Source organism: Pseudomonas sp. IPO3747 (assembly GCF_013385245.1).
In the GTDB taxonomy this organism is placed as follows: Bacteria; Pseudomonadota; Gammaproteobacteria; order Pseudomonadales; family Pseudomonadaceae; genus Aquipseudomonas; species Aquipseudomonas edaphica.
In genome coordinates, this window is record NZ_JACAQL010000002.1 from 623,994 (window position 1) to 645,426 (window position 21,433).

A 21,433-nucleotide genomic window follows, 5' to 3' on the forward strand; every position below is an offset into this window, starting at 1 on the left:
TTGCCAGTGAAGGATGAAAAAACTTGCCAGGGCTCGCCGGCAATGCCCCTGCGGTGCCCGCAGGGGCAAGGGCTGTCAGCGGTTGATCTGGATTTCCACGCGACGGTTCAACGTACGCCCTTCAGCGGTTTTGTTGTCGGCCACTGGGTGGCTTTCGCCAGCACCGGTCACCGAGACAAAGTTGCTGCGAGGCACACCGGAGCTGACCAGGTAATCCGTCACCGAATGAGCGCGTTTTTCCGAGAGTTTCTGGTTGTAGGCATCTTTACCGACGCTGTCGGTATGCCCACTGACCCGCAGTTGCGCGCCTGGGGCTTCTTTTTTCAGGCGAGTGGCAATGATGTCGAGCTTGGTTTTGTCCGCTGCCGTCAACTTGGCCGAATCGAACTGGAAGTGCACATCGCGAATCACGATGGTTTCTTCCTTGACCACCACCACTTCCTCAACCACGGCGGCCGGCGGTGCGGGTGGGCAACCATTGGCATCGACCTGCACGCCTTTTGGCGTGCCAGGGCACTTGTCGCGGCTGTCCGGCACACCGTCACCATCTTCGTCGCCATCGCCATGCACCCAGCAATAGGCGCCGGCCATGCCGCCGATCAACAGCGCGCCTGCGCCCGCATAGGCTGAACTTTCAGTGGCGCCAATGGCAGCGCCCGTCACACCACCGACTGCTGCACAGGTGGGCCAATCGGTTTTTTGCAACCCTGCGCAACCTGTCAATACTCCGGTTAGCAGAACCAAGGGTAGAGCTGTCCGCATGATGCTCATGTGATTTCTCCTGAGGGGATCGGCGGGGGCCGACAGGTGGAGTAAAGACCGCTCTTTTCATCTGCGCCAGTACGCCACACCCCCGGTTTCATTGAGGATCGCCGCATTTGTAGGACTTTTCGCTGCCGCCCGCTCTAGGCCCGCACGCTCAGCCGCGCTAGTCTCTAGGGTTCTGATGTGAGGATCTGTGATGACCGCTGGTATTTCTTCCCGTACACCCCAGCAAGCCCTGGCCGCTTTGCTCGACTTGCACCAGCCCAAACGCCTGTTGTTGTTGGGCGCCAGCCAGTTTCCGGCGCTGGAGGCGTTCCAGGCCGAGCACCCGGACACCATCGTGGCCATCGCCCCGCCCGGGCCGTTGCCGGCAGAACTGGCGGCGCAGCGTTTTGACCTGGCGCTGGTGGTCGACTGCCTGGAGCACCTGTCAAAACCGCAAGGCCTGACCTTGCTCGGCGGCATTCGCAACCTTAATAGCAGCCGCATTGCGGTGCTGGTGGACCTGGGCGCCTGCGGCTGGAAAGACACCGACTTCTTCTCCCTGGCCCTGCAAGCCGGCGAGCGTTTCCAGCGCGACGAGCAGGTACTGACACTGTTTACCTATGATCTGCTTGACTACAAACAGGTGCCCGACTGGCTCAACGCCCGTTTCTGGGCCAACCCGGAAAATTTTGGAAAGTATTGGTGGTAACCCGATGAGTACATCCATTTGCCCCTGCGGCAGCGGCAACCTGTTGGATGCCTGCTGCGGCCACTATCACGCCGGCCACCCGGCGCCGTGCGCCACCGCGCTGATGCGCTCGCGCTACAGCGCCTATGTGCTGGGCCTGGTGGACTACCTGGTGGCCACAACCTTGCCCGCGCAGCAAGCCGGCCTGGACCGCATTGCGATCAGCGCCTGGAGCGCGCAGAGCACCTGGCTGGGCCTGGAGGTGGAAAGTTCGGAAGTGTTCGGCGGCCAGCCGGAACATGCATTCGTGACCTTTACCGCACGCTGGCATGACAGCACCGGCGAACACAGCCACCGTGAGCAGTCGTCTTTCGTACAGAATGACGGGCGCTGGTACTTCATCGATCCGACGGTTGAGTTCAAGGCCGGGCGCAATGATGTATGTTTGTGCGGCAGTGGCCAAAAATTCAAGAAGTGCTGTTCCAGCTACCTCTAATCGCCCACAGGGAAAACGCCATGCTTCGGATGTACAGCTTGATGCTGGCGTTGACCTTGAGTCTCAGCGGCTGCGCGTCGTGGTTTGAAGACGATGCGCCTACGCCCCACGTCGCCCTGGTGAAAGTCGAGGTGGTACGGGCCAAACTGCTGGAGCAGAAATTCAAACTGTGGTTTCGCGTCGATAACCGCGACGACGCCGACCTCACGGTGCGCGGCCTGATCTATAAGGTCAGCCTGGGCGGTTTTGTGTTGACCGAAGGCGAGTCCAACGAATGGCTGACCATACCGCCGCGCAGTCATGGTTTTTTTCGGGTGAAGGTGCGCACCAACCTCTGGCCGAAGATCCGCGATGTGGTGCAAATGCTCAAAAACCCGACCAAACCCGTGCCCTATCGCCTGGAAGGCGAGCTGAAAACCGGATTATTCATCGGTAATGACGTGCAGGTCGCCCACAATGGCGAGATAATCCCCGGTGATTTTATTCCGGAGCGACATCGATGACTCAGCAACCCCATGTCCATGGTCCTGACTGCAACCACGATCACGATCAGCATGATCACGGCCATGATCACGACCACGGCCATGTCCACGGCCCGAACTGCGGCCACGCTCACCAGGAGCCGGTGCGCAACGCGTTGAAGGACGTGGGTCGCAACGATCCGTGCCCGTGCGGCAGTGAGAAGAAATTCAAGAAGTGCCACGGGGCCTGATGCCCTGAATGCAGTCAGTGTGGGAGCTGGCTTGCCTGCGATGGCGGTCTGACAGTTAACAATGTGTCAGCTGACCCACCGCCATCGCAGGCAAGCCAGCTCCCACATTTGCTCCGTATTTCAGATCAGAGCTTTCTCTGAAACTGCAACACTACCTCCAACCCCCCGCCTTCCCGATTACTCAAACTCAACCGCCCCTCATGCGCCCGCGCAATCGTGTGCGCAATGCTCAGCCCCAACCCGTAACCGCCCGTGTCGGCATTGCGTGAGCCTTCGATGCGGTAAAACGGTTCCATCACCTGCTCCAGTTGCTCCTGGGGAATCCCTGGGCCACGGTCACTGATGACGATTTTCAAACTGTCCACCTGATCCTCAACCCGCACCACCACTTCTCGGCCATAACGCACCGCATTTTCCAGCAGGTTCTGCACGCAACGCTTGAGGCTGCGTGCATAGCCCGGCAGCGGTTGCCGGGCGCGACCGACAATGGTCACGCTTTCGCCCACGTCTTCAAGGTCGGCCTGCAGGCTTTGCAGCAAGGCATTGATGTCGATGTTCTGCCGCGTCTCGTTGATTTCGCCGCTGCTGACAAAATCCAGGGTGCTGGACACCATGTGTTCCATTTCTTCCAGGTCACTGCGAAACCGCTCCTTGGTGCGCGTGTCTTCGAGCATTTCGGTGCGCAGGCGCAGGCGTGTGATCGGCGAGCGCAGGTCGTGGGAAATCGCCGCCAGAAAGCGCGTGCGCTCGGCAATATTGGCTATCAACCGTTGCTGCATCGCATTAAACGCCTGGGCGGCGCGGCGCACTTCGGTGGGGCCGTCCAACGCTAACGGCGGGCGCTGGATATCCCGGCCCAGGGCTTCGGCGGCCTTGGCCAAGGCATTGAGCGGGCGGATGGCCAGGCGCACCGCCACCAACGCGATGATCACCAGCACCAGCACGCGCAGCAAATAGATGCGCATCACGTAGTCGAACAGCAAGTCCAGCGGCGACGTGCTGGTCCAGCCCTGCTCCTCACTGGCGTCCACCTGCAACCAGCGCCCATCGGGCAGGCGCAGGTCGATCAGGAACTGCCCGATGACCGGCTTGGAACTGAGCAGGGTCGAGAGCCCGGCGCCTTGCCCTTCGCCATCAACCAGAGACAGGCGCAGCAACATCAGGGTCTGGGCAGAACCGGTTTTCTCCGTCAGCACCTGCTTGATCAGCCGCTCGGTGGGCCGGTCACTGTCGGTCAACGTGCTCGGCGTGTTGCTGGCCTGATCGCTCAAGGTCAATTGAAAATGCGGGGTGTTGAGCAGTTTGATCAACTGGTCGGCCTGCTGCGGGTCGCTGTGTACCAGGCGCACCACGTCTGCCAGGCGTGTGGCGATCAACCGCGCAGGAATCTCCAGCACCTGGCCATGCCGACGGTCGTACCAGATGCTGCTGGTCAGCGCCTGGGCCGCGAGCATGCCGCTGACCAGAATCAGCACCAGCCGCCCGAACAGCGAACGCGGCAGCAGTCTCACGACTCCAGCACCACATCATCGGCAGTCAGCATGTAACCCTCGTTGCGCACGGTTTTGATCAGCCCCGCCGGCAGCTGCGAGCGCAGGCGGCTGACACACACGTCGATGGAGCGGTCGAACGGCGTGCTGTCCTTGTCGAAGACATGGTTAAGCAAAAAGTCGCGACTCAACGGCCGGTTGGGGTGCTGCAACAGCAGGCGCAGCACACGGTAATCCGAGTTGCCCAGGCTCACCACCACGCCCTCGGGCGTGAGCAATTGCCGCGCCCGTGTGTCGAGTTGCCAGCCGGCAAAACGAATACTCGGTGCTTCATCCAGGCGTGCTCGATCGGGAAAGCTCTGCACCCGGCGCAACACCACCTTGATTCGCACCAGCAACTCACGCGGGTCGAACGGCTTGGGCAGGTAGTCGTCGGCGCCGATTTCCAGGCCGACGATGCGGTCGATCAACGAGCCTTTGGCGGTGAGCATCACCACCGGCGTGTTGGAACTGACGCGCAGTTCGCGGCACAGGCTCAAGCCGTCTTCGCCAGGCAGCATCAGGTCAAGCACGATCAGGTCGATCACATTCAGCGCCAGGCGGCGGCGCATTTCCTTGCCGTCGGCGGCGGTGGACACCTGAAACCCCGCGTCACTCAAGTAGTCGCAAAGCAACTGACGGATTTGCGGGTCATCATCAACGATCAGCAGGTGGTCAAGCTTGGCCATGGGCAGTCAATCCGAAAACTCAAAACGCAGGAGATAGCCGAAAGTTCATCCAGCGATACACGCAAATGTAATGGAATGTTGTGGGAAACCATAATCACGCATCAGCGATACAAAGCCAGGGTATGGCAGGCGGAATCGCTCTTTAGACTACCGAACCTGAATGAGAGTAATTGTAATTTAGACTCGGATCATCACCTATGTCATTGCCCACGCCCCAACGTCACACGCTGCACACAACCCTGGCACCGATGTTCGGTTTCCTCGCCGCCGGCAGTGTTGCGCCGACCGCCTGGGCCGATGCGCCGGCCGCCACGCCGAATGATTCGGTGGTAAGCCTGCCGCAAATCAAGGTCGACGGCCAGGAAGCCACCTCCACCTTCAAAGTCGACCGCGTGACCTCGGCCAAAATCAGCCAGCCGCTGCTCGACGCCCCGCAAAGCGTGACCATCGTGCCGCAGCAGGTGCTCAAGGAGCAGAACGCGCAGACCTTGCAGGAAGTGTTGCGCAACGTGCCCGGCATCACCTTCATGTCCGGCGAAGGCAACCTGGGCTGGGGCGATCTGTTTTCGATCCGTGGGTTTTCCTCCGAGCAAAGCCTGACCGTCGACGGCGTGCGCGACGCGGGCATGTCCACACGCACCGACACTTTCAACCTGCAACAGGCCGAAGTGTTCAAGGGCACGGGTTCGATCGAGTCCGGCGTTTCCGCCGTGGGCGGCAGCGTCAACCTGGTGAGCAAAGAAGCGCACCTGGGCGATGCCAACAAGGTGTCCGCCGGGATCGGCACCGACAGCTACCGTCGCCTCACCGCCGACCTCAATAAACAGCTGACCGACACCGCCGCCGTACGTATCAACCTGATGAAGCACTACAACCAAGTGGCCGACCGCGACGACGTGGACTACGACCGCTGGGGCATCGCCACCTCGTTCGGCTTCGGCCTGGGCACCGACACGCGCTTTTTCGTCGACACCTTTTACCAGAAAGACACCAACACCCCGGACGGCGGCGTGCCGATCCAGCGCGGCACCGACGGCCACCGCATGCCCGGCGTCAAACGCTCCGACTGGTACGGCGACTCCAGCCTTTATACCCAGGAGAACGAAACCACCTCGCTGACCGCCCGCTTCGAGCATGACTTTGACTGGCACGACGCCCACCTGCGCAACCAGACGCGCTGGGAACGCAGCGACAACTTCGCCGTGCTGTCGCCGGCACGCTTCTTCGTCGCCGATGCCAGCGGTAAAAAAACCTGCACCGGCGCCCGCTGTGCGACCTTGGGCTACACCGGCGTAGGGCCTATCAGCCAAGTGCCCGGCAGCACGGTGAATGCCTACACCGACTACGTGAACAACAGCAACACCGGCTACGGCATCCTGCGGGGCAGCGATTTTGGCCTGTCCAAGCGCTACACCATCCTGGATAACCAGACCGACTTCAGCTTCACGTTCAACACCGGCAGCCTGCAGCACGCCGTGGTCAGCGGCCTGGAGTTCTATCACGAGACCTACGGCGGCCTGAAACGCAACGCCGAAGTGCCGGCCGGCGATCTGCTCTTCAACATGAACGACCCCAGCCACAGCTTCGCCAGCACCTACGTGACCAAAGGCGAAGGCGACCCGCGCTCGGTGATCGATAACGCCGGTGTCTACGCGGGCGACACCGTCACCCTCAACGAGCAATGGCAAGTGCTCGGCTCGCTGCGCTACGACAACTGGCGCGCGCAAACCAGCCAGCGCGGCCAAGCCGACATCAGCAGCACCGACGGCGCAGTGAGCGGTCGCGTCGGCGCGGTGTACAAGCCATTGCCGAACGGCAGCATCTACGTGTCCTACAGCGAGGCGGCGCAACCGTCGGCGCTGGGCGCGTCCACCAACAACCAGATCTACGGCGCGTCCACCACCAGCAACTACAGCCCGGCCAAGTCGAAAACCTACGAGATCGGCACCAAGTGGGACATTGCCCACGACAGGCTCAATGTCACGGCGGCGATCTTCCGCACCGAACTGGACAACGCCTGGGAATACCAGGACGGCGAATCCGCCCCGGTGCGCGCCCTGCCCGCCAAGCGTGTGGACGGCATCGAACTCGGCCTGCAAGGCAACATCACCCCGCGCTGGACCGTCTACACCGGCTTCTCGGCGCTCAAAAGCACGCAGACCAAAGGTATCAATAAAGGCGCGGAAGCCAAGAACGTCCCCGACCTGACCGCCAACCTGTGGACCACCTACGCCGTCACCGACGCCCTGAGCCTCAGCTACGGCGAGCAATACGTGGGCCGTCGCCGCTACAGCGACAACAAGGATGTCGGCGGTTTGAACAACAACAGCAGCTACGCCAACGGCCCGTCCGGCGTGTATGCGATCTACACCCGCGACCACGAAAAAGCCCCGGGTTACTGGCTGAGCAACCTGGCGGCGCAATACAAGGTGAACAAGGACACCACGGTCAACCTCAACCTCAACAATGTGTTCAACACGTTCTATTACAGCCAGGTCGGCGCGTCCCTCGACGGCTTCCAGCTCTACGGCATCCCAGGTGCCGGTCGCACGCTCACCGCCAGTGTCGATTATGAATTCTGATTGCCCCTCACCCGGAGTCCTTTCCATGTTCAAACCTCGTAACGTGCTTAAGCTCGGCGTGCTGTGCGCCGCGCTGGTCCTCGGCCACGCCGAAACTGCCGCTGCCCATGAAGTCACCGACGTGTTGGGCCGCAAGGTCGAGGTCAAAGACCACGTCAAACGTGTGGTGCTGGGCGAAGGCCGCTTGATTTCGGCGTTTGCCTTGCTCGACAAGGACGCGCCGTTCCAGCGCATCGTCGGCTGGCAGAACGATTTGAAGCTGCTGGACCAGCACACTTACAACGCCTATGTGGCGAAGTTTCCTACGGTCAAAGACATCCCGTTGATCGGGCAAGCGTCGGAGCAGAGTGTCAGTGCTGAGGAGATTCTCTCGCTGAAACCGGATCTGGCGGTGTTCAGCATTTCCGGCCACGGCCCGACCGAACACAGCGCGGTGGCAGACGTGCTGGCCAAAGCCGGCATCCCGGTGTTGTTCGTCGACTTTCGCATCAACCCGGTGCAAGGCACCCACACCAGCATGAACGCGCTGGGCCAGGCCTTGGGCCGCGAAGCCCAGGCCAAGGCGTTCCTGGGTTTCTATGACCAGCACATCAAGGCTATCACCGACGCCGTTGCCACCTTGCCTGCCGCCGGCCCGCGCCCGAGTGTGTTCCTCGAATTGCTCGCCGGTGCCTGGCAGGCACCGGGGCACACCACCGGCAAAAGCGGCATGGGTGAAGTGATCAAGCTGGTCGGCGGGCGCAATATCGCCGCCGAGGTGGTGCCGGGTGCGCTGGGGGATATCAGCGTTGAATACGCGCTCAAGGCCGACCCGGATGTGTACGTGGCCACCGGCAACCACAAGCCTGGGCTGATTCTCGGCGCTGGAGTGAGCACCGATGAAGCCCGTGAGGCGTTTGATCATGTGCTGGCGCGGCCGGAGTTCGCCAACCTGCGTGCCATCCGCCAAGGCAATGCCCACGGCCTGTGGCACGATTTCTACAACTCGCCATACAACCTGCTGGCGATTGAAGTATTGGCCAAATGGGTACACCCGGAACTGTTCGCCAAGCTCGACCCGCAAGCGACTATGAAACAGATCAACCAACAGTTTTTGGGGATGCCGCTGCAGGGTGCTTACTGGATTGACGCCAAAACCAAGTAACCCCAATCGCCATGCACAAATGCAGGAATGCAGGAATGCAGGAATGCAGGAATGCAGTCAGTGTGGGAGCTGGCTTGCCTGCGATAGCGGTGTGTCAGTCACTGAATTAATCGACTGGCACACCGCTATCGCAGGCAAGCCAGCTCCCACATGTGGATGTTCATTGTTTTTAAGACCTTGTGAGCCCCATGACCACTCAAACCCTCGACCTTGCCAGCGCCACTCATGGCTATCGCCGTTTGCTGGCCCGGCGTACCTGGCTGCTGGCGCTGCTCGGCATCGCGCTGGTCTGCGCCATTCTGGTGGACCTGGCCAGCGGCCCGTCGGGCATGGGCCTGCTGGCGTTGCTCGACGGCATCCTGCATCCGTCGCACCTGAGCACCACCGACCAGGTGATCATCTGGAACGTGCGCCTGCCCTACGCGCTGATGGCGGTGCTGGTGGGTTGCGCGCTGTCGCTGGCCGGGGCCGAGATGCAGGCGATCCTCAATAACCCGCTGGCCAGCCCGTTTACGTTGGGCGTGTCGTCGGCGGCGGCCTTGGGCGCCTCGCTGGTCATCGTGTTTCCGGTGACCACGCTGTGGGTGTCGGCCAACACCGCGATTTCCATCTCGGCGTTTATCTTTGCCGCCGCCTCGGTGTTTTTGCTGCAAGCCATGTCACGCCTGCGCGGTGCGGGGGTGGAAAGTTTGGTGTTGTTCGGCATCGCGCTGGTGTTCAGTTGCAACGCCGTGGTGGCCTTGCTGCAACTGGTGGCCACCGAAGACGTGTTGCAACAGTTGGTGTTCTGGACCTTGGGCAGCGTGACCCGCGCCAACTGGGACAAGCTCGGCATCCTCGCCTTTGTCGTTACCGTGGTGCTGCCGTTTTCCTTCGCCGCCGCGCCGCGCCTGACCCTGCTGCGCATGGGCGAGGACCGCGCACAAAGCTTTGGCGTGGATGTGAAGCGCCTGCGGTTTTTCTCGTTGCTGCGCATCAGCCTGCTGTCGGCCACTGCCGTGGCGTTTGTCGGCACCATCGGCTTTATCGGCTTGGTGGGGCCGCATATCGCGCGGATTCTGGTGGGTGAGGATCAACGCTTCCTGCTGCCGGCCAGTGCGTTGACCGGCGCGTTGCTGCTGGCGCTGTCGTCGATTGCCAGCAAACTGATCATGCCCGGCGTGATTGTGCCGGTGGGCATTGTCACCGCCTTGGTGGGCGTACCGATTTTTGTGGTGTTGGTGTTCAAGCGCGGGAGGCAGTTATGAGTGCGGGGTTATCGGTACACAACGCCACGGTCAGCTACGGGCGTCGGCAGATTGTGCATGAGCTGAGCTTGCCGACCCTGCCCCACGGCAGCCTCACCGCCTTGATCGGCCCGAATGGCGCGGGTAAATCCACGCTGCTGCGGGCCATCGCCGGGCTGGAAAAGATGCAAGGCGTGGTCAGACTGGGTGACCTCGACCTGTCAGCCATGTCGGTGGCCGAGCGTGCGCGCCGCGTGACTTACATGCCGCAAAACCTGCCGCCGGGCCTGAGCCTCAGCGTGATGGAAAGCGTGATCGCCGCGCTACGTGTGGCCAATGTGGCCGGCATTGCGCTGTCCAGCGAGGCCTGCCTGGGCGAAGCCTTCGAAGCGTTGCAGCGTATCGGCATCGCGCATTTGGCCGATCAGCTGCTGAGCACGTTGTCCGGCGGCCAGCGCCAATTGGTCGGCCTCGCCCAGCTGATTGCGCGTCGCCCGCAAGTGATGCTGCTCGACGAACCCACCAGCGCGCTCGACCTCAATTACCAATTAAAAGTCATGGACTGCGTGCGCGCGCTGGTGCGCGAACACAATTTGATCGCCGTGGTGGTGCTGCACGATATCAATCTGGCTGCACGCTTCGCCGACCATATTGCCGTGCTGCGCCAGGGCAGGTTGTACGCCAGCGGCGTGGCGGATGAGGTGCTCGACCCGGCGTTGTTTGCGCAGGTCTATGGCGTACAGGTGCGCATTGAGCGCTGCTCGCAGCAGTCATTGCAGGTGTTGGTCGATAGCGCGGTGTGATTGGCTTCTAAGGTTAGACGCAAATGTTTGATTGAATTATTGCCCCTTGATCATCACCTATAGAGACAGGCATTCGCTCATTTGGAGAGCTTCATGATCGACCTGTACTACTGGACCACCCCCAACGGTCACAAAGTATCGCTGTTCCTGGAAGAAGCCGGCCTGCCCTACGAGGTGAACCCGGTCAACATTGGCCAGGGCGAGCAGTTCAAGCCGGACTTCCTGAAGATCGCTCCCAACAACCGCATCCCGGCCATCGTCGATCACAGCCCGACCGACGGCGGCGCGCCGATTTCGCTGTTCGAATCCGGCGCGATCTTGCTGTACCTCGCGGAAAAAACCGGCCAATTCATTCCAAAAGACCTGCGCGGCCGCCAGGAAGCGCTGCAATGGCTGTTCTGGCAAATGGGCGGGCTGGGGCCGATGGCGGGTCAGAATCATCACTTCAGCCAATTCGCACCGGAAAAGATTCCTTACGCGATCAAGCGCTATGTGGACGAAACCGCGCGCCTGTACGGCGTGTTGGACCGACGCCTGGCGGACCGCGCGTTCGTGGCGGGTGAGGACTACAGCATCGCCGACATGGCGATCTACCCATGGATCGTTTCCCACAAGTGGCAGAGCCAGCGTCTGGAGGACTTCCCGCACGTGCAGCGCTGGTTCAACAGCATCAAGGAACGGCCGGCGACGGTGCGGGCGTATGAACTGGTGCAGAAAGTGAATCCGCCAAAATCCTGATCTATGTGGGAGCTGGCTTGCCTGCGATAGCATCACCTCGGTGTAACTGACACACCGAGGCGTCAGCATCGCAGGCAAGCCAGCTCCCACATTGTTCTCTACCGGTCTCAAGATCTCACGCTTAACCCAAACTCCTGCTTGCGTCGTTTCGCCGCGCTCACTAACGTAGCGCCTTTAATGACGCTACCCCCCGCAGGAGCTTTGCCATGGCCTCGCCAGCCCTCTCACACTTTATCCCCCGGTTCGGCGTTGCCGCGGCAGTGGCCAGTGCTTTAAGCCTGGCCGGTTGCCAGCTCCAGAGCACCCAGGACACCCTGCCGCCGGTGGCCGGTGTGCAACCGATCAAAGGCCTGGCACAGAATGTGTCGGTGCGCCGCAATGCCCAGGGCATGCCGTTGATCGAAAGCAACACCTTCCATGACGCGCTGTTCAGCCTCGGTTATGTACACGCCAGCGACCGCATCACGCAGATGGTCACTTTGCGCCTGTTGGCCCAGGGCCGCCTGGCGGAAATGTCCGGCCCGCAAGTGCTGGATGTCGACCGTTTCATGCGCGCGGTCAACCTGAAAAAAAGCGCCGGCGAGCTGTATAACGCTTCGTCGCCGCGCCTCAAGCGCTTCTTTGAAGTGTATGCCCGTGGCGTCAACGCCTACCTGTTCCGCTACCGCGACAAGCTGCCGCCGGACCTGGCCCAGACCGGCTTCAAGCCCGAGTACTGGAAGCCGGAAGATTCGGCGCTGCTGTTCTGCCTGCTGAATTTCAGCGAGTCGAGCAACCTGCAGGAAGAACTCTCGTCGCTGGTGCTGGCGCAGAAAGTCGGGGCCGACAAGCTCGCCTGGCTGACGCCGAGTGCGCCGGACGAGCCGATCCCGATGGACGAAGCCGACAAGCTCAAGGGCGTGAACCTCAGCCAGATCACCGGCCTTGCGGGGCTCGAAAGCATCGGCCAGCAGTTGAACAGCCTCAACGCACTGGCCGTCACCACCTCTAACAACTGGGCCATCGGCCCGCAACGCAGCCGCAGTGGCAAAAGCCTGTTGGCCAACGACCTGGCAGCCCAGCCACAAGCACCGTCGCCATGGAACTACGTGCAGATCCGTGCCCCGAAATACCAGGCGGTCGGCGTCTCGATTGCCGGTTTACCGACCCTGCTGTCCGGCTTCAACGGCAAAGTGGCGTGGAGCATGAGCGCGGTAAAAGGCGACACCCAGGACCTGTTCCTGGAGAAGGTCAAACGCCAAGGCAGCGCGTTGTACTACGAGAACAACGGCAAATGGCTACCGGCCGTCGTGCGCAACGAAACCTACTTCGCCAAGGGCCAGCGGCCGATTCGCGAAGTGGTGTACGAAACCCGCCACGGCGCCCTGCTCAACAGCAGCCAGGCACTCACCACCGGGTTCGGCCTGGCCCTGCAAGCCGCCGACCTCAAGGACGACAAGAGCCTGGACGCGTTCTTCGACCTGTCCCGCGCCCAAAGCGCCGGCAAGGCCTCGGACGCGACCCGGGAAATCCGCGCCATCGCCCTCAACATGATCTTTGCCGACGCGAGCAGCATTGGCTGGCAAGTCACTGGCCGCTTCCCCAACCGTCGCGAAGGCGAAGGCCTGCTGCCCTCGCCGGGCTGGGACGCGCGCTTTGACTGGGACGGCTACGCCGACGCGATGCTGCACCCTTACGATCAGGACCCGGCCCAAGGCTGGATCGGCACGGCCAACCAGCGCACCGCGCCACGCGGTTATGGCATGCAGTTGTCCAATTCCTGGGACGCCCCGGAGCGCAGCGAGCGCCTGGCACAACTGGCCAACGCCGGCAAGCATGACAGCCGCAGCATGATCGCCATGCAGTACGACCAGACCACCACGTTTGCCGCCAAGCTCAAGACCATGTTCCAGGCGCCGGGTATGGCCCAGCCACTGAAACAGGCAATCGATGCGCTGCCGGCAACCGAAGCTGTGAAGGCACGCGAAGCGCTCAGTCGCTTGATGGCGTTTGATGGCCGCCTGGCACCGACCTCCGCAGACGCGGCGATCTATGAGTTGTTCCTGCAGGAAAGCACCAAGCAGATCTTCCTCGACGAACTCGGCCCGGAAACCAGCGCCAGCTGGAAAGCCTTTGTCAGCAACGCCAACCTGTCCTATTCCGCCAACGCCGACCACCTGCTGGGCCGCGAAGACAGCCCCTTCTGGGACGACGTGCGCACCGCGCAAAAAGAAGACAAACCGGCGATCCTCGCCCGCAGCCTTGCCGCCGCCATCACCGCTGGCGACAGCCAATTGGGTGGTGATCACAAGGCCTGGCAGTGGGGCAAACTGCACACCACCACCTGGAAAAACACCAATGGCCAGGTGATCCGCGGGCCGTTTGCCAGTGGCGGCGACCACAACACCCTGAACCCGGCGCCGTACAGCTGGGGGCAGGATTTTGTCACCACCCAAGTGCCGGCGCTGCGCATGATCGTCGACTTCAGCCAAATCGAACCGATGATGGGTCAAGGTGGCATCGGCCAATCCGGCAACCCGGCCAGCCCGAGTTATGCGAACGGCATCGATGCGTCGCTCAAGGCGCAATACCTGAGCTTCCCGATGCAGCCGCAGAACTTTGACAAGGTGTACGGGAAAACCCGCTTGACCCTCACACCCGGCAAGTAACCCGGTGATCGTTCCCACGCTCTGCGTGGGAATGCATCCTGTGACGCTCCGCGTCACGCCATCAAAATGTGGGAGCTGGCTTGCCTGCGATAACAGTGTGTCAGTCACTAATTAATCGACTGACACACCGCAATCGCAGGCAAGCCAGCTCCCACATTTGATCGCCTGCATTTAGATAGAACTTCTCAAGTCTCGCTCCCCTCATACCTGATAAGCCCACTGCCCCGGCACGCCCATGGACCTTGTCATCGCCCGCCCCGAAGGCCTCTATTGTACTGCGGGAGATTTCTACATCGACCCATGGCGCCCGGTGGACCGCGCCGTCATCACCCACGCCCATGGGGACCACGCCCGCACCGGCAACCAGCATTACCTGGCCGCCGCTCCCGGCGAAGGCATCCTGCGTTCGCGACTGGGCCAGGACATCAACCTGCAAACCCTGGCCTACGGCGAAAAACTCATCCACCACGGCGTCACCCTGAGTTTCCATCCCGCCGGGCATGTGCTCGGTTCCGCGCAGGTGCGCCTGGAATACCAGGGCGAAGTCTGGGTAGCCTCCGGCGACTACAAAGTCGAACCCGATGGCACCTGTGCGCCCTTTGAGCCGGTGCGTTGCCACACCTTTATTACTGAATCCACCTTCGGCCTGCCGATTTACCGCTGGCAACCCCAGGCGCAGATTTTTGCCGGCATCAATGATTGGTGGCAGGCCAATATCGCGGTCGGCAAAGCCAGCGTGTTGTTCTGTTATTCCTTTGGCAAAGCCCAGCGCATCCTGCATGGCATCGATGCCAGCATCGGCCCGATTCTCAGCCATGGCGCGGTGGAACCGCTGAACCGCGTGTACCGCGAGGCCGGCATCTATATCCCCGAAACCTTATATGCCGGGGACTTTAAAAAGACTGACCCATTGCTGCGTCAGGCACTGATCATTGCGCCGCCGTCCGCCGGTGGCAGCAGTTGGATCAAGCGCTTCGGCGACTACAGCGACGCCTTCGCCAGCGGCTGGATGCGCCTGCGTGGCACGCGACGGCGGCGCGGTGTGGACCGAGGCTTTGTGCTCTCGGACCACGCCGATTGGCCCGGACTGCTGTGGGCCATCGCACAGACCGGCGCCGAACGGGTGATGGTCACCCATGGCTCTGTCGGCGTATTGGTGCGCCACTTGCGGGAAAAAGGCCTGGATGCCCAGGGTTTCACCACCGAATACGGCGATGACGAAGAAGAGGCCACGGCATGAAAGCCTTCGCCGAGCTGTACGCCAACCTCGACGCCACCACCTCCAGCAACGCCAAGCTGGCCGCGCTGCAAGCCTACTTCCGCCAGGCGCCACCCGAAGATGCGGCCTGGGCGGTGTACTTCCTCTCCGGCGGGCGGCCCCGGCAATTGGTGCCGACCCGTCTGCTGCGCGACATGGCCACCGCAGCATCGGGCATAGAACCTTGGTTATTCGAAGAAAGTTACCAGTCGGTAGGCGACCTGGCCGAGACCATTTCCCTGTTGTTGCCCGAATCCTCCTATACCTCGGAAGACGGGCTTGCAGTATGGCTGGAGGAAAAGCTGCTGCCCCTGCGTGGCCTGCCGCCGCTGGAATTGGCCGAACGCCTGCCGGCGTTATGGGCGCAGCTCGATCAGCCGAGCCTGATGGTGTGCATCAAATTGATCACCGGCAGTTTTCGTGTCGGCGTGTCCAAACTGCTGGTCACCCGCGCCCTCGCCGCCATGGCCGACCTGGACAGCAAACGTGTGGCACAACGCTTGGTGGGCTACACCGATTTGTCCAACCGGCCTACGGCCGAAGGCTACCTCAAGCTGATCGCCGCCGAATCGTCCGACGAGCATGCGCAACGCGGCGGTCAGCCGTATCCGTTTTTTCTGGCCCATGGGCTGGCGCAACCGGTGGAGCAGTTCGACGCCTTGCTCGGCGCACCCGCCGACTGGCAGGTGGAATGGAAGTGGGACGGCATTCGCGCGCAACTGGTCAAGCGCGACGGTCGCCTGTGGGTCTGGTCGCGCGGTGAAGAGTTGGTCACCGAGCGCTTCCCCGAACTGCACAGCCTGGTCAGCGGCCTGCCGGATGGCACGGTAATCGATGGCGAAATTGTTGTGTGGAAAGACGCGGTGCAACCCTTCGCGCTGTTGCAACAGCGCATCGGCCGCAAAACCTTGAGCAAAAAGGTCCTGGAGGATGCGCCAGTCGCGGTCCTGGCCTATGACCTGCTGGAACATCAGGGCGACGATTGGCGCAACCACACCCAGGCCGAGCGCCGCGTCCAGCTTGAGCAAGTGATCGCGCAGTGCAACCAGCCCGTGCTGTTGCCATCTCCCTTGCTGACGGGCAAGAGCTGGAAGGACCTGGCGGAGCAACGCGAAGACTCTCGCCGCCTCGGCGTGGAAGGCATGATGCTAAAAGCCCGCGATGGCCTGTACGGCGTGGGCCGCACCAAGGACATGGGCGTGTGGTGGAAGTGGAAAGTCGACCCGTTCAGTGTCGATGCCGTACTGATTTACGCCCAGCGCGGCCATGGCCGCCGCGCCAGTCTGTACAGCGACTACACCTTTGCAGTGTGGGACGGCCCGCCCGGCACTGAACGCACGCTGGTGCCATTCGCCAAGGCTTATTCAGGGCTGACTGACGAAGAAATGCGCAAGGTCGACGCCATCGTGCGCAAGACCACGGTGGAAAAATTCGGCCCGGTCAGCAGCGTAACGCCGAGCATGGTGTTTGAGCTGGGGTTTGAGGGGATTGCCTTGTCCAAACGCCACAAGAGCGGGATTGCCGTACGGTTTCCCAGGATGTTGCGGTGGCGGCAGGATAAGACAGTGGAAGAAGCCGACAACCTCGGCACGTTGCAGGATTTGTTGACCTGACCCCTTCCCCCCAAACACTGCAAAACCCTGTGGGAGCCGGGCTTGCCCGCGATGGCGGTGGGTCAGCTTAGAGAGATTGGGCAGACACACCGCTATCGCGGGCAAGCCCGCTCCCGCATTTTGAATTTCATTTGCTTCAAAATGGTGCGCTGAATTTTCCATGCCCATTTTCGGGCATCTCCTACACTCACATCTCCCTTATCCCACCTTTTAAAACACTCATTCGGAACTATGGTGCAGAAATTGCTACTTGTGATCCGTCTGACACCGTTCAGTAACAGTCCTAACCGCGCCACAAGCGCTTATCTTGGTTTCCAGGGATTACATAATGAAAAAAGCATTGCTGACCCTTTCTGCACTGGCTCTGTGCATGGCTGCTGGTACCGCGCTGGCCAAGGAATACAAGGAATTGCGTTTTGGTGTCGATCCTTCCTACGCGCCATTCGAGTCCAAGGCCGCCGACGGCAGCCTCGTAGGCTTCGATATCGACCTGGGCAATGCGATCTGTGCCGAGCTGAAAGTGAAGTGCAAGTGGGTTGAAAGCGACTTCGACGGCATGATTCCAGGCCTCAACGCCAACAAGTTCGACGGTGTGATTTCCTCGATGACCGTGACCGAAGCCCGTGAAAAGGCGATCGATTTCTCCAGCGAGCTGTTCTCCGGCCCGACGTCCCTGGTGTTCAAAAAGGGCGCGAACTTCTCCACGCCTGAGTCCCTCAAGGGCAAATCCGTGGGCTACGAGCAAGGCACCATCCAGGAAGCCTACGCCAAGGCCGTGCTGGACAAAGCCGGTGTGACCACCAAGGCCTACGCCAACCAGGACCAGGTCTACGCCGACCTGACCTCAGGCCGCCTGGATGCTTCCGTACAGGACATGCTGCAAGCCGAACTGGGCTTTTTGAAGTCGCCAGCCGGCGCTGACTACGAAGTCAGCAAGGCCATCGATGACCCACTGCTGCCATCCAAAACTGCGGTCGGTATCAAAAAAGGTAACAAAGACCTCAAGGCCTTGCTCGATAAAGGTATCAAAGCGTTACACGATGATGGCACCTACGCCACCATCCAGAAGAAACACTTCGGCGACCTGAACCTCTACAGCGGTAAATAACACCCCGGCGCCCACCGGTTTGCGGCGGGCGCTTTTTTATCGCCATTAGGTCCTGAATTCATGTTTGAAGATCTTTTGCAAACCCTGGGGCTGGGTGCCTTCAGTCTGAAGGGGTTCGGCCCGCTGTTGCTGCAAGGTACGTGGATGACCGTGAAACTGTCGGTCGCCTCCCTGGCCGTCAGCGTCTTGCTGGGCCTGCTCGGCGCCAGCGCCAAACTGTCCAGCGTCAGCCTGATCCGCATCCCTGCCCAGCTCTACACCACCTTGATTCGCGGCGTGCCCGACCTGGTGCTGATGCTGCTGATTTTCTACAGCCTGCAAATCTGGCTGACCGGCTTTACCGACTTTATGGAATGGGACTACATCGAGATCGACCCATTCAGCGCCGGGGTCATCACCCTGGGCTTCATCTATGGCGCCTACTTCACCGAGACCTTTCGCGGCGCGATCCTCGCCGTGCCGCGTGGCCAGCTGGAAGCGGCGACCGCCTACGGGCTCACGCGCGGGCAGCGGTTTCGCTTCGTGACCTTCCCGCAGATGATGCGCTTTGCCTTGCCGGGCATCGGCAACAACTGGATGGTGATGCTCAAGGCCACCGCGCTGGTGTCGATCATCGGTCTGGCGGACCTGGTCAAGGCCGCGCAGGATGCGGGCAAGAGTACTTATCAGCTGTTCTATTTTCTGGTCATCGCGGCGCTGATCTACCTGCTGATCACCAGTGCATCCAACGTCGTCCTGCGCTGGCTTGAGCGCCGCTACTCCGCTGGGTCCCGGGAGGCCGTGCGATGATCGAACTTATCCAGCAATACTGGCGGCCTTTCCTTTATAGCGACGGTCAGCACATCACCGGGCTGGCGATGACCATGTGGCTGCTCAGCGCGGCGCTGGTGATCGGCTTTCTGGTCTCGATTCCGCTGTCCATCGCCCGCGTTTCGCGCAAACGCTCCATACGCTGGCCGGTGCAGTTCTACACCTACCTGTTTCGTGGCACGCCGCTGTATATCCAACTGTTGATTTGCTACACCGGCATCTACAGCATCGCCGCCGTGCGCGCGCAACCGGTGCTGGATGCGTTCTTTCGCGATGCGATGAACTGCACCATTCTGGCCTTCGCCCTCAACACCTGCGCATACACCACGGAAATTTTCGCCGGCGCGATCCGCAGCATGGCTCATGGCGAAGTCGAAGCGGCCAAGGCTTACGGCCTGAGCGGTTGGAAGCTGTATGCCTATGTGATCATGCCCTCGGCCCTACGCCGCTCGCTGCCCTACTACAGCAACGAAGTGATCCTGATGCTGCACTCGACCACGGTGGCGTTTACCGCGACGGTGCCGGACATTCTCAAGGTGGCGCGGGATGCCAACTCGGCCACCTACATGACCTTTCAATCATTCGGCATCGCCGCGCTGATCTACCTGACCGTGACCTTCGCGCTGGTCGGGCTGTTTCGTCTGGCGGAACGTCGCTGGCTGGCCTTTCTCGGGCCGAGCCACTAAGGAGTCGTCATGCGTCATCAGGTGCATGAACTGATCGCGCCGGTGCCGGGCACGGCGCGGCAGGTTCACAGTTTCCACTTCGGCCCGGAACAGGCTGAAGGCAAGATCTATATCCAGTCATCACTGCATGCCGATGAGCTGCCGGGCATGCTGGTGGCCTGGCACCTGAAGCTGCGCCTGGCGGAGCTGGCGGCGGCTGGGCGCCTGCGCAGTGAGATCGTGCTGGTGCCCATCGCCAATCCGGTGGGACTTGAGCAGGTGTTGATGGACATTCCGTTGGGCCGCTACGAGCTGGAAAGCGGGCAAAATTTCAATCGCCTGTTTGTCGACCTCAGTGAGGAGGTCGGCAATCAGGTCGAAGACCTGCTGGGCGACGACCCCACGCACAACGTCGAGCTTATTCGCGACGCCCTGAGCCTGGCCCTTGCGGCGCAAACGCCTGCTACCCAGCTGCAATCCCAACGCCTGGTGTTGCAACGCCTGGCCTGCGATGCCGACATGGTGTTGGACCTGCATTGCGACTTTGAAGCCGTGGCGCACCTGTACACCACCCCCGAGGCCTGGCCGCAGGTGGAGCCGCTGGCGCGCTATATCGGCTCGGAAGCCAACTTGCTGGCGACCGACTCCGGCGGGCAGTCGTTCGACGAGTGCTTCACGCTGGTGTGGTGGCAGTTACAGCAACGCTTCGGCGAGCGCTTCCCGATCCCGATGGGCAGCTTTTCGGTGACCGTCGAACTGCGCGGCCAGGGCGACGTCAACCACGGCCTCGCGGCGCTGGATTGCCAGGCGATCATCGATTACCTGACTCACTTCGGTGCCATTAAAGGTGACGCGGCGCCCCTGCCCGAGCTGCCCTACCCGGCCACGCCGCTGGCGGGCGTGGAACCGGTGACCACGCCGGTCGGCGGCTTGCTGGTGTTCAGCGCCCTGCCCGGTGAATACCTGGAAGCCGGGCAACTGATCGCCGAAATCATCGACCCCATTACTGACCGCGTAACGCCTGTGCACTGCCAACATGCCGGCCTGCTTTACGCCCGTTCGCTGCGGCGCATGGCCACTGCCGGCATGGTGATCAGCCATGTTGCAGGCACGCAAGCCTACCGCAGCGGCTACCTACTTTCGCCTTGAGGATGCACGCCCCATGTACAAATTGACCGTTGAAGGCCTGCATAAAAGCTATGGCGACAATGAAGTGCTCAAAGGTGTCTCGCTCAAGGCCAACACCGGTGATGTGATCAGCCTGATCGGCGCCAGCGGCTCGGGCAAAAGCACCTTTTTGCGCTGCATCAACTTTCTGGAAACGCCCAACGACGGCGCCATGACCCTAGATGGTCAGCAGATCCGCATGGTCAGCGATCGCCATGGCATGCGCGTGGCCGACGACGCCGAATTGCAACGCCTGCGTACGCGGCTGGCGATGGTGTTCCAGCACTTCAACCTGTGGAGCCATATGAGCGTGCTGGAAAACATCACCATGGCACCGCGCCGGGTACTGGGTTGCAGCAAGAAGGACGCCGAAGACCGTGCCCGTCGCTACCTGGATAAGGTCGGGTTGCCGGCACGCGTGGCCGATCAATACCCGGCGTTCCTTTCTGGTGGCCAACAGCAACGGGTGGCCATCGCCCGCGCCCTGGCCATGGAGCCGGAGGTGATGCTGTTTGACGAACCCACCTCGGCCCTCGACCCGGAACTGGTCGGCGAAGTGTTGAAAGTGATCCAGGGCCTGGCCGAGGAAGGCCGCACCATGATCATGGTCACCCACGAGATGAGCTTTGCGCGCAAGGTGTCGAACCAGGTGCTGTTCCTGCACAAGGGTCTGGTGGAAGAGCAAGGCACGCCCGAAGATGTGTTGGGCAACCCGAAGAGCGAGCGCCTGCAGCAATTTCTGAGCGGTAACTTGAAGTAAACCTTTGCGACGCCTGGAGGGTCTCTGACATAGAGCCTCCAGAGCGT

The 21,433-nt window shown here is 61.4% G+C and carries 20 protein-coding genes; 17 read left to right on the forward strand and 3 right to left on the reverse strand.

What is annotated here, in order from left to right; translation table 11 throughout:
* Positions 1-75: 75 nt before the first annotated feature.
* Positions 76-771: an OmpA family protein gene (locus HX790_RS04210; protein WP_176991273.1), complete on the reverse strand. Its 696-nt coding sequence runs from the start codon at positions 769-771 to the stop codon at positions 76-78.
* 190 nt (positions 772-961) lie between these two features.
* Here HX790_RS04210 and HX790_RS04215 point away from each other — a divergent pair, with 190 nt between their 5' ends.
* The 4 genes from HX790_RS04215 to HX790_RS04230 are packed head-to-tail and all read left to right on the forward strand — an operon-like array spanning position 962 to position 2,646.
* A complete protein-coding gene (locus HX790_RS04215) occupies positions 962-1,459 on the forward strand; it encodes a DUF6231 family protein (protein ID WP_017137187.1) in 498 nt (165 codons plus the stop codon).
* 4 nt (positions 1,460-1,463) lie between these two features.
* Complete coding sequence (locus tag HX790_RS04220) at positions 1,464-1,934, forward strand: YchJ family protein (protein WP_017137186.1); 471 nt, start codon at positions 1,464-1,466, stop codon at positions 1,932-1,934.
* A 20-nt stretch (positions 1,935-1,954) separates the two neighbouring features.
* Positions 1,955-2,437: an LEA type 2 family protein gene (locus HX790_RS04225; protein ID WP_017137185.1), complete on the forward strand. Its 483-nt coding sequence runs from the start codon at positions 1,955-1,957 to the stop codon at positions 2,435-2,437.
* Positions 2,434-2,646 (forward strand): SEC-C metal-binding domain-containing protein, encoded by a 213-nt coding sequence (locus tag HX790_RS04230; protein WP_017137184.1) that lies wholly within the window; start codon positions 2,434-2,436, stop codon positions 2,644-2,646. The genes HX790_RS04225 and HX790_RS04230 overlap by 4 nt, the downstream gene beginning before the upstream one ends.
* A 125-nt stretch (positions 2,647-2,771) precedes the next feature.
* On the opposite strand, the gene HX790_RS04235 is transcribed toward HX790_RS04230, so the two are convergent.
* Positions 2,772-4,157: an ATP-binding protein gene (locus HX790_RS04235; RefSeq protein ID WP_099548572.1), complete on the reverse strand. Its 1,386-nt coding sequence runs from the start codon at positions 4,155-4,157 to the stop codon at positions 2,772-2,774.
* Entirely contained in the window at positions 4,154-4,864 is a 711-nt protein-coding gene (locus HX790_RS04240; protein ID WP_056857506.1) for a response regulator, read from the reverse strand. Before HX790_RS04240 ends, HX790_RS04235 begins: the two co-directional genes overlap by 4 nt.
* Positions 4,865-5,061: 197 nt before the next feature.
* Here HX790_RS04240 and HX790_RS04245 point away from each other — a divergent pair, with 197 nt between their 5' ends.
* From HX790_RS04245 to HX790_RS04305, 13 genes are all read left to right on the forward strand, one after another.
* The gene (locus HX790_RS04245; RefSeq protein ID WP_176991274.1) at positions 5,062-7,446 is read left to right on the forward strand and encodes a TonB-dependent siderophore receptor; all 2,385 of its coding nucleotides are present in this window, start codon (positions 5,062-5,064) and stop codon (positions 7,444-7,446) included.
* A 25-nt stretch (positions 7,447-7,471) separates the two neighbouring features.
* A complete protein-coding gene (locus HX790_RS04250; protein WP_176991275.1) occupies positions 7,472-8,590 on the forward strand; it encodes an ABC transporter substrate-binding protein in 1,119 nt (372 codons plus the stop codon).
* Between the two features lie 188 nt (positions 8,591-8,778).
* A complete protein-coding gene (locus HX790_RS04255) occupies positions 8,779-9,837 on the forward strand; it encodes an iron ABC transporter permease (RefSeq protein WP_176991276.1) in 1,059 nt (352 codons plus the stop codon).
* Entirely contained in the window at positions 9,834-10,619 is a 786-nt protein-coding gene (locus tag HX790_RS04260) for an ABC transporter ATP-binding protein (RefSeq protein WP_176991277.1), read from the forward strand. The genes HX790_RS04255 and HX790_RS04260 overlap by 4 nt, the downstream gene beginning before the upstream one ends.
* 93 nt (positions 10,620-10,712) lie before the next feature.
* Entirely contained in the window at positions 10,713-11,357 is a 645-nt protein-coding gene (locus HX790_RS04265; RefSeq protein WP_176991278.1) for a glutathione S-transferase N-terminal domain-containing protein, read from the forward strand.
* A gap of 206 nt (positions 11,358-11,563) precedes the next feature.
* The gene (locus HX790_RS04270) at positions 11,564-14,005 is read left to right on the forward strand and encodes a penicillin acylase family protein (protein WP_176991279.1); all 2,442 of its coding nucleotides are present in this window, start codon (positions 11,564-11,566) and stop codon (positions 14,003-14,005) included.
* Positions 14,006-14,240: 235 nt separating this feature from the next.
* Positions 14,241-15,245 (forward strand): ligase-associated DNA damage response exonuclease, encoded by a 1,005-nt coding sequence (locus HX790_RS04275; RefSeq protein ID WP_017137175.1) that lies wholly within the window; start codon positions 14,241-14,243, stop codon positions 15,243-15,245.
* Positions 15,242-16,876 carry an ATP-dependent DNA ligase gene (locus HX790_RS04280; RefSeq protein ID WP_176991280.1) on the forward strand — a complete coding sequence of 545 codons (1,635 nt, stop codon included), beginning with the start codon at positions 15,242-15,244 and terminating at the stop codon, positions 16,874-16,876. The genes HX790_RS04275 and HX790_RS04280 overlap by 4 nt, the downstream gene beginning before the upstream one ends.
* A gap of 328 nt (positions 16,877-17,204) precedes the next feature.
* Positions 17,205-17,984 (forward strand): transporter substrate-binding domain-containing protein, encoded by a 780-nt coding sequence (locus HX790_RS04285; RefSeq protein ID WP_017137173.1) that lies wholly within the window; start codon positions 17,205-17,207, stop codon positions 17,982-17,984.
* Positions 17,985-18,044: 60 nt separating this feature from the next.
* Positions 18,045-18,773, forward strand: a complete 729-nt coding sequence (locus HX790_RS04290; protein ID WP_017137172.1) for an ABC transporter permease — start codon at positions 18,045-18,047, stop codon at positions 18,771-18,773.
* Positions 18,770-19,480, forward strand: coding sequence for an ABC transporter permease (locus HX790_RS04295; RefSeq protein ID WP_017137171.1), 711 nt, complete (start codon positions 18,770-18,772; stop codon positions 19,478-19,480). Before HX790_RS04290 ends, HX790_RS04295 begins: the two co-directional genes overlap by 4 nt.
* A 9-nt stretch (positions 19,481-19,489) precedes the next feature.
* Positions 19,490-20,608: a succinylglutamate desuccinylase/aspartoacylase family protein gene (locus HX790_RS04300; protein ID WP_169985394.1), complete on the forward strand. Its 1,119-nt coding sequence runs from the start codon at positions 19,490-19,492 to the stop codon at positions 20,606-20,608.
* 13 nt (positions 20,609-20,621) lie between these two features.
* Complete coding sequence (locus HX790_RS04305; protein WP_017137170.1) at positions 20,622-21,386, forward strand: ABC transporter ATP-binding protein; 765 nt, start codon at positions 20,622-20,624, stop codon at positions 21,384-21,386.
* Positions 21,387-21,433 lie beyond the last annotated feature (47 nt).

Excerpts from the sequence above, each read along its gene's own strand:
- HX790_RS04265 (WP_176991278.1), top strand. The coding sequence starts at position 10,713 with ATGATCGACCTGTACTACTGGACCACCCCCAACGGTCACAAAGTATCG.
- HX790_RS04280 (WP_176991280.1), top strand. The coding sequence starts at position 15,242 with ATGAAAGCCTTCGCCGAGCTGTACGCCAACCTCGACGCCACCACCTCC.
- HX790_RS04255 (WP_176991276.1), top strand. The coding sequence starts at position 8,779 with ATGACCACTCAAACCCTCGACCTTGCCAGCGCCACTCATGGCTATCGC.
- HX790_RS04225 (WP_017137185.1), top strand. The coding sequence starts at position 1,955 with ATGCTTCGGATGTACAGCTTGATGCTGGCGTTGACCTTGAGTCTCAGC.
- HX790_RS04300 (WP_169985394.1), top strand. The coding sequence starts at position 19,490 with ATGCGTCATCAGGTGCATGAACTGATCGCGCCGGTGCCGGGCACGGCG.
- HX790_RS04260 (WP_176991277.1), top strand. The coding sequence starts at position 9,834 with ATGAGTGCGGGGTTATCGGTACACAACGCCACGGTCAGCTACGGGCGT.
- HX790_RS04210 (WP_176991273.1), bottom strand. The coding sequence starts at position 771 with ATGAGCATCATGCGGACAGCTCTACCCTTGGTTCTGCTAACCGGAGTA.
- HX790_RS04270 (WP_176991279.1), top strand. The coding sequence starts at position 11,564 with ATGGCCTCGCCAGCCCTCTCACACTTTATCCCCCGGTTCGGCGTTGCC.
- HX790_RS04240 (WP_056857506.1), bottom strand. The coding sequence starts at position 4,864 with ATGGCCAAGCTTGACCACCTGCTGATCGTTGATGATGACCCGCAAATC.
- HX790_RS04305 (WP_017137170.1), top strand. The coding sequence starts at position 20,622 with ATGTACAAATTGACCGTTGAAGGCCTGCATAAAAGCTATGGCGACAAT.
- HX790_RS04295 (WP_017137171.1), top strand. The coding sequence starts at position 18,770 with ATGATCGAACTTATCCAGCAATACTGGCGGCCTTTCCTTTATAGCGAC.
- HX790_RS04250 (WP_176991275.1), top strand. The coding sequence starts at position 7,472 with ATGTTCAAACCTCGTAACGTGCTTAAGCTCGGCGTGCTGTGCGCCGCG.
- HX790_RS04275 (WP_017137175.1), top strand. The coding sequence starts at position 14,241 with ATGGACCTTGTCATCGCCCGCCCCGAAGGCCTCTATTGTACTGCGGGA.
- HX790_RS04220 (WP_017137186.1), top strand. The coding sequence starts at position 1,464 with ATGAGTACATCCATTTGCCCCTGCGGCAGCGGCAACCTGTTGGATGCC.
- HX790_RS04285 (WP_017137173.1), top strand. The coding sequence starts at position 17,205 with ATGAAAAAAGCATTGCTGACCCTTTCTGCACTGGCTCTGTGCATGGCT.
- HX790_RS04245 (WP_176991274.1), top strand. The coding sequence starts at position 5,062 with ATGTCATTGCCCACGCCCCAACGTCACACGCTGCACACAACCCTGGCA.
- HX790_RS04215 (WP_017137187.1), top strand. The coding sequence starts at position 962 with ATGACCGCTGGTATTTCTTCCCGTACACCCCAGCAAGCCCTGGCCGCT.
- HX790_RS04290 (WP_017137172.1), top strand. The coding sequence starts at position 18,045 with ATGTTTGAAGATCTTTTGCAAACCCTGGGGCTGGGTGCCTTCAGTCTG.
- HX790_RS04230 (WP_017137184.1), top strand. The coding sequence starts at position 2,434 with ATGACTCAGCAACCCCATGTCCATGGTCCTGACTGCAACCACGATCAC.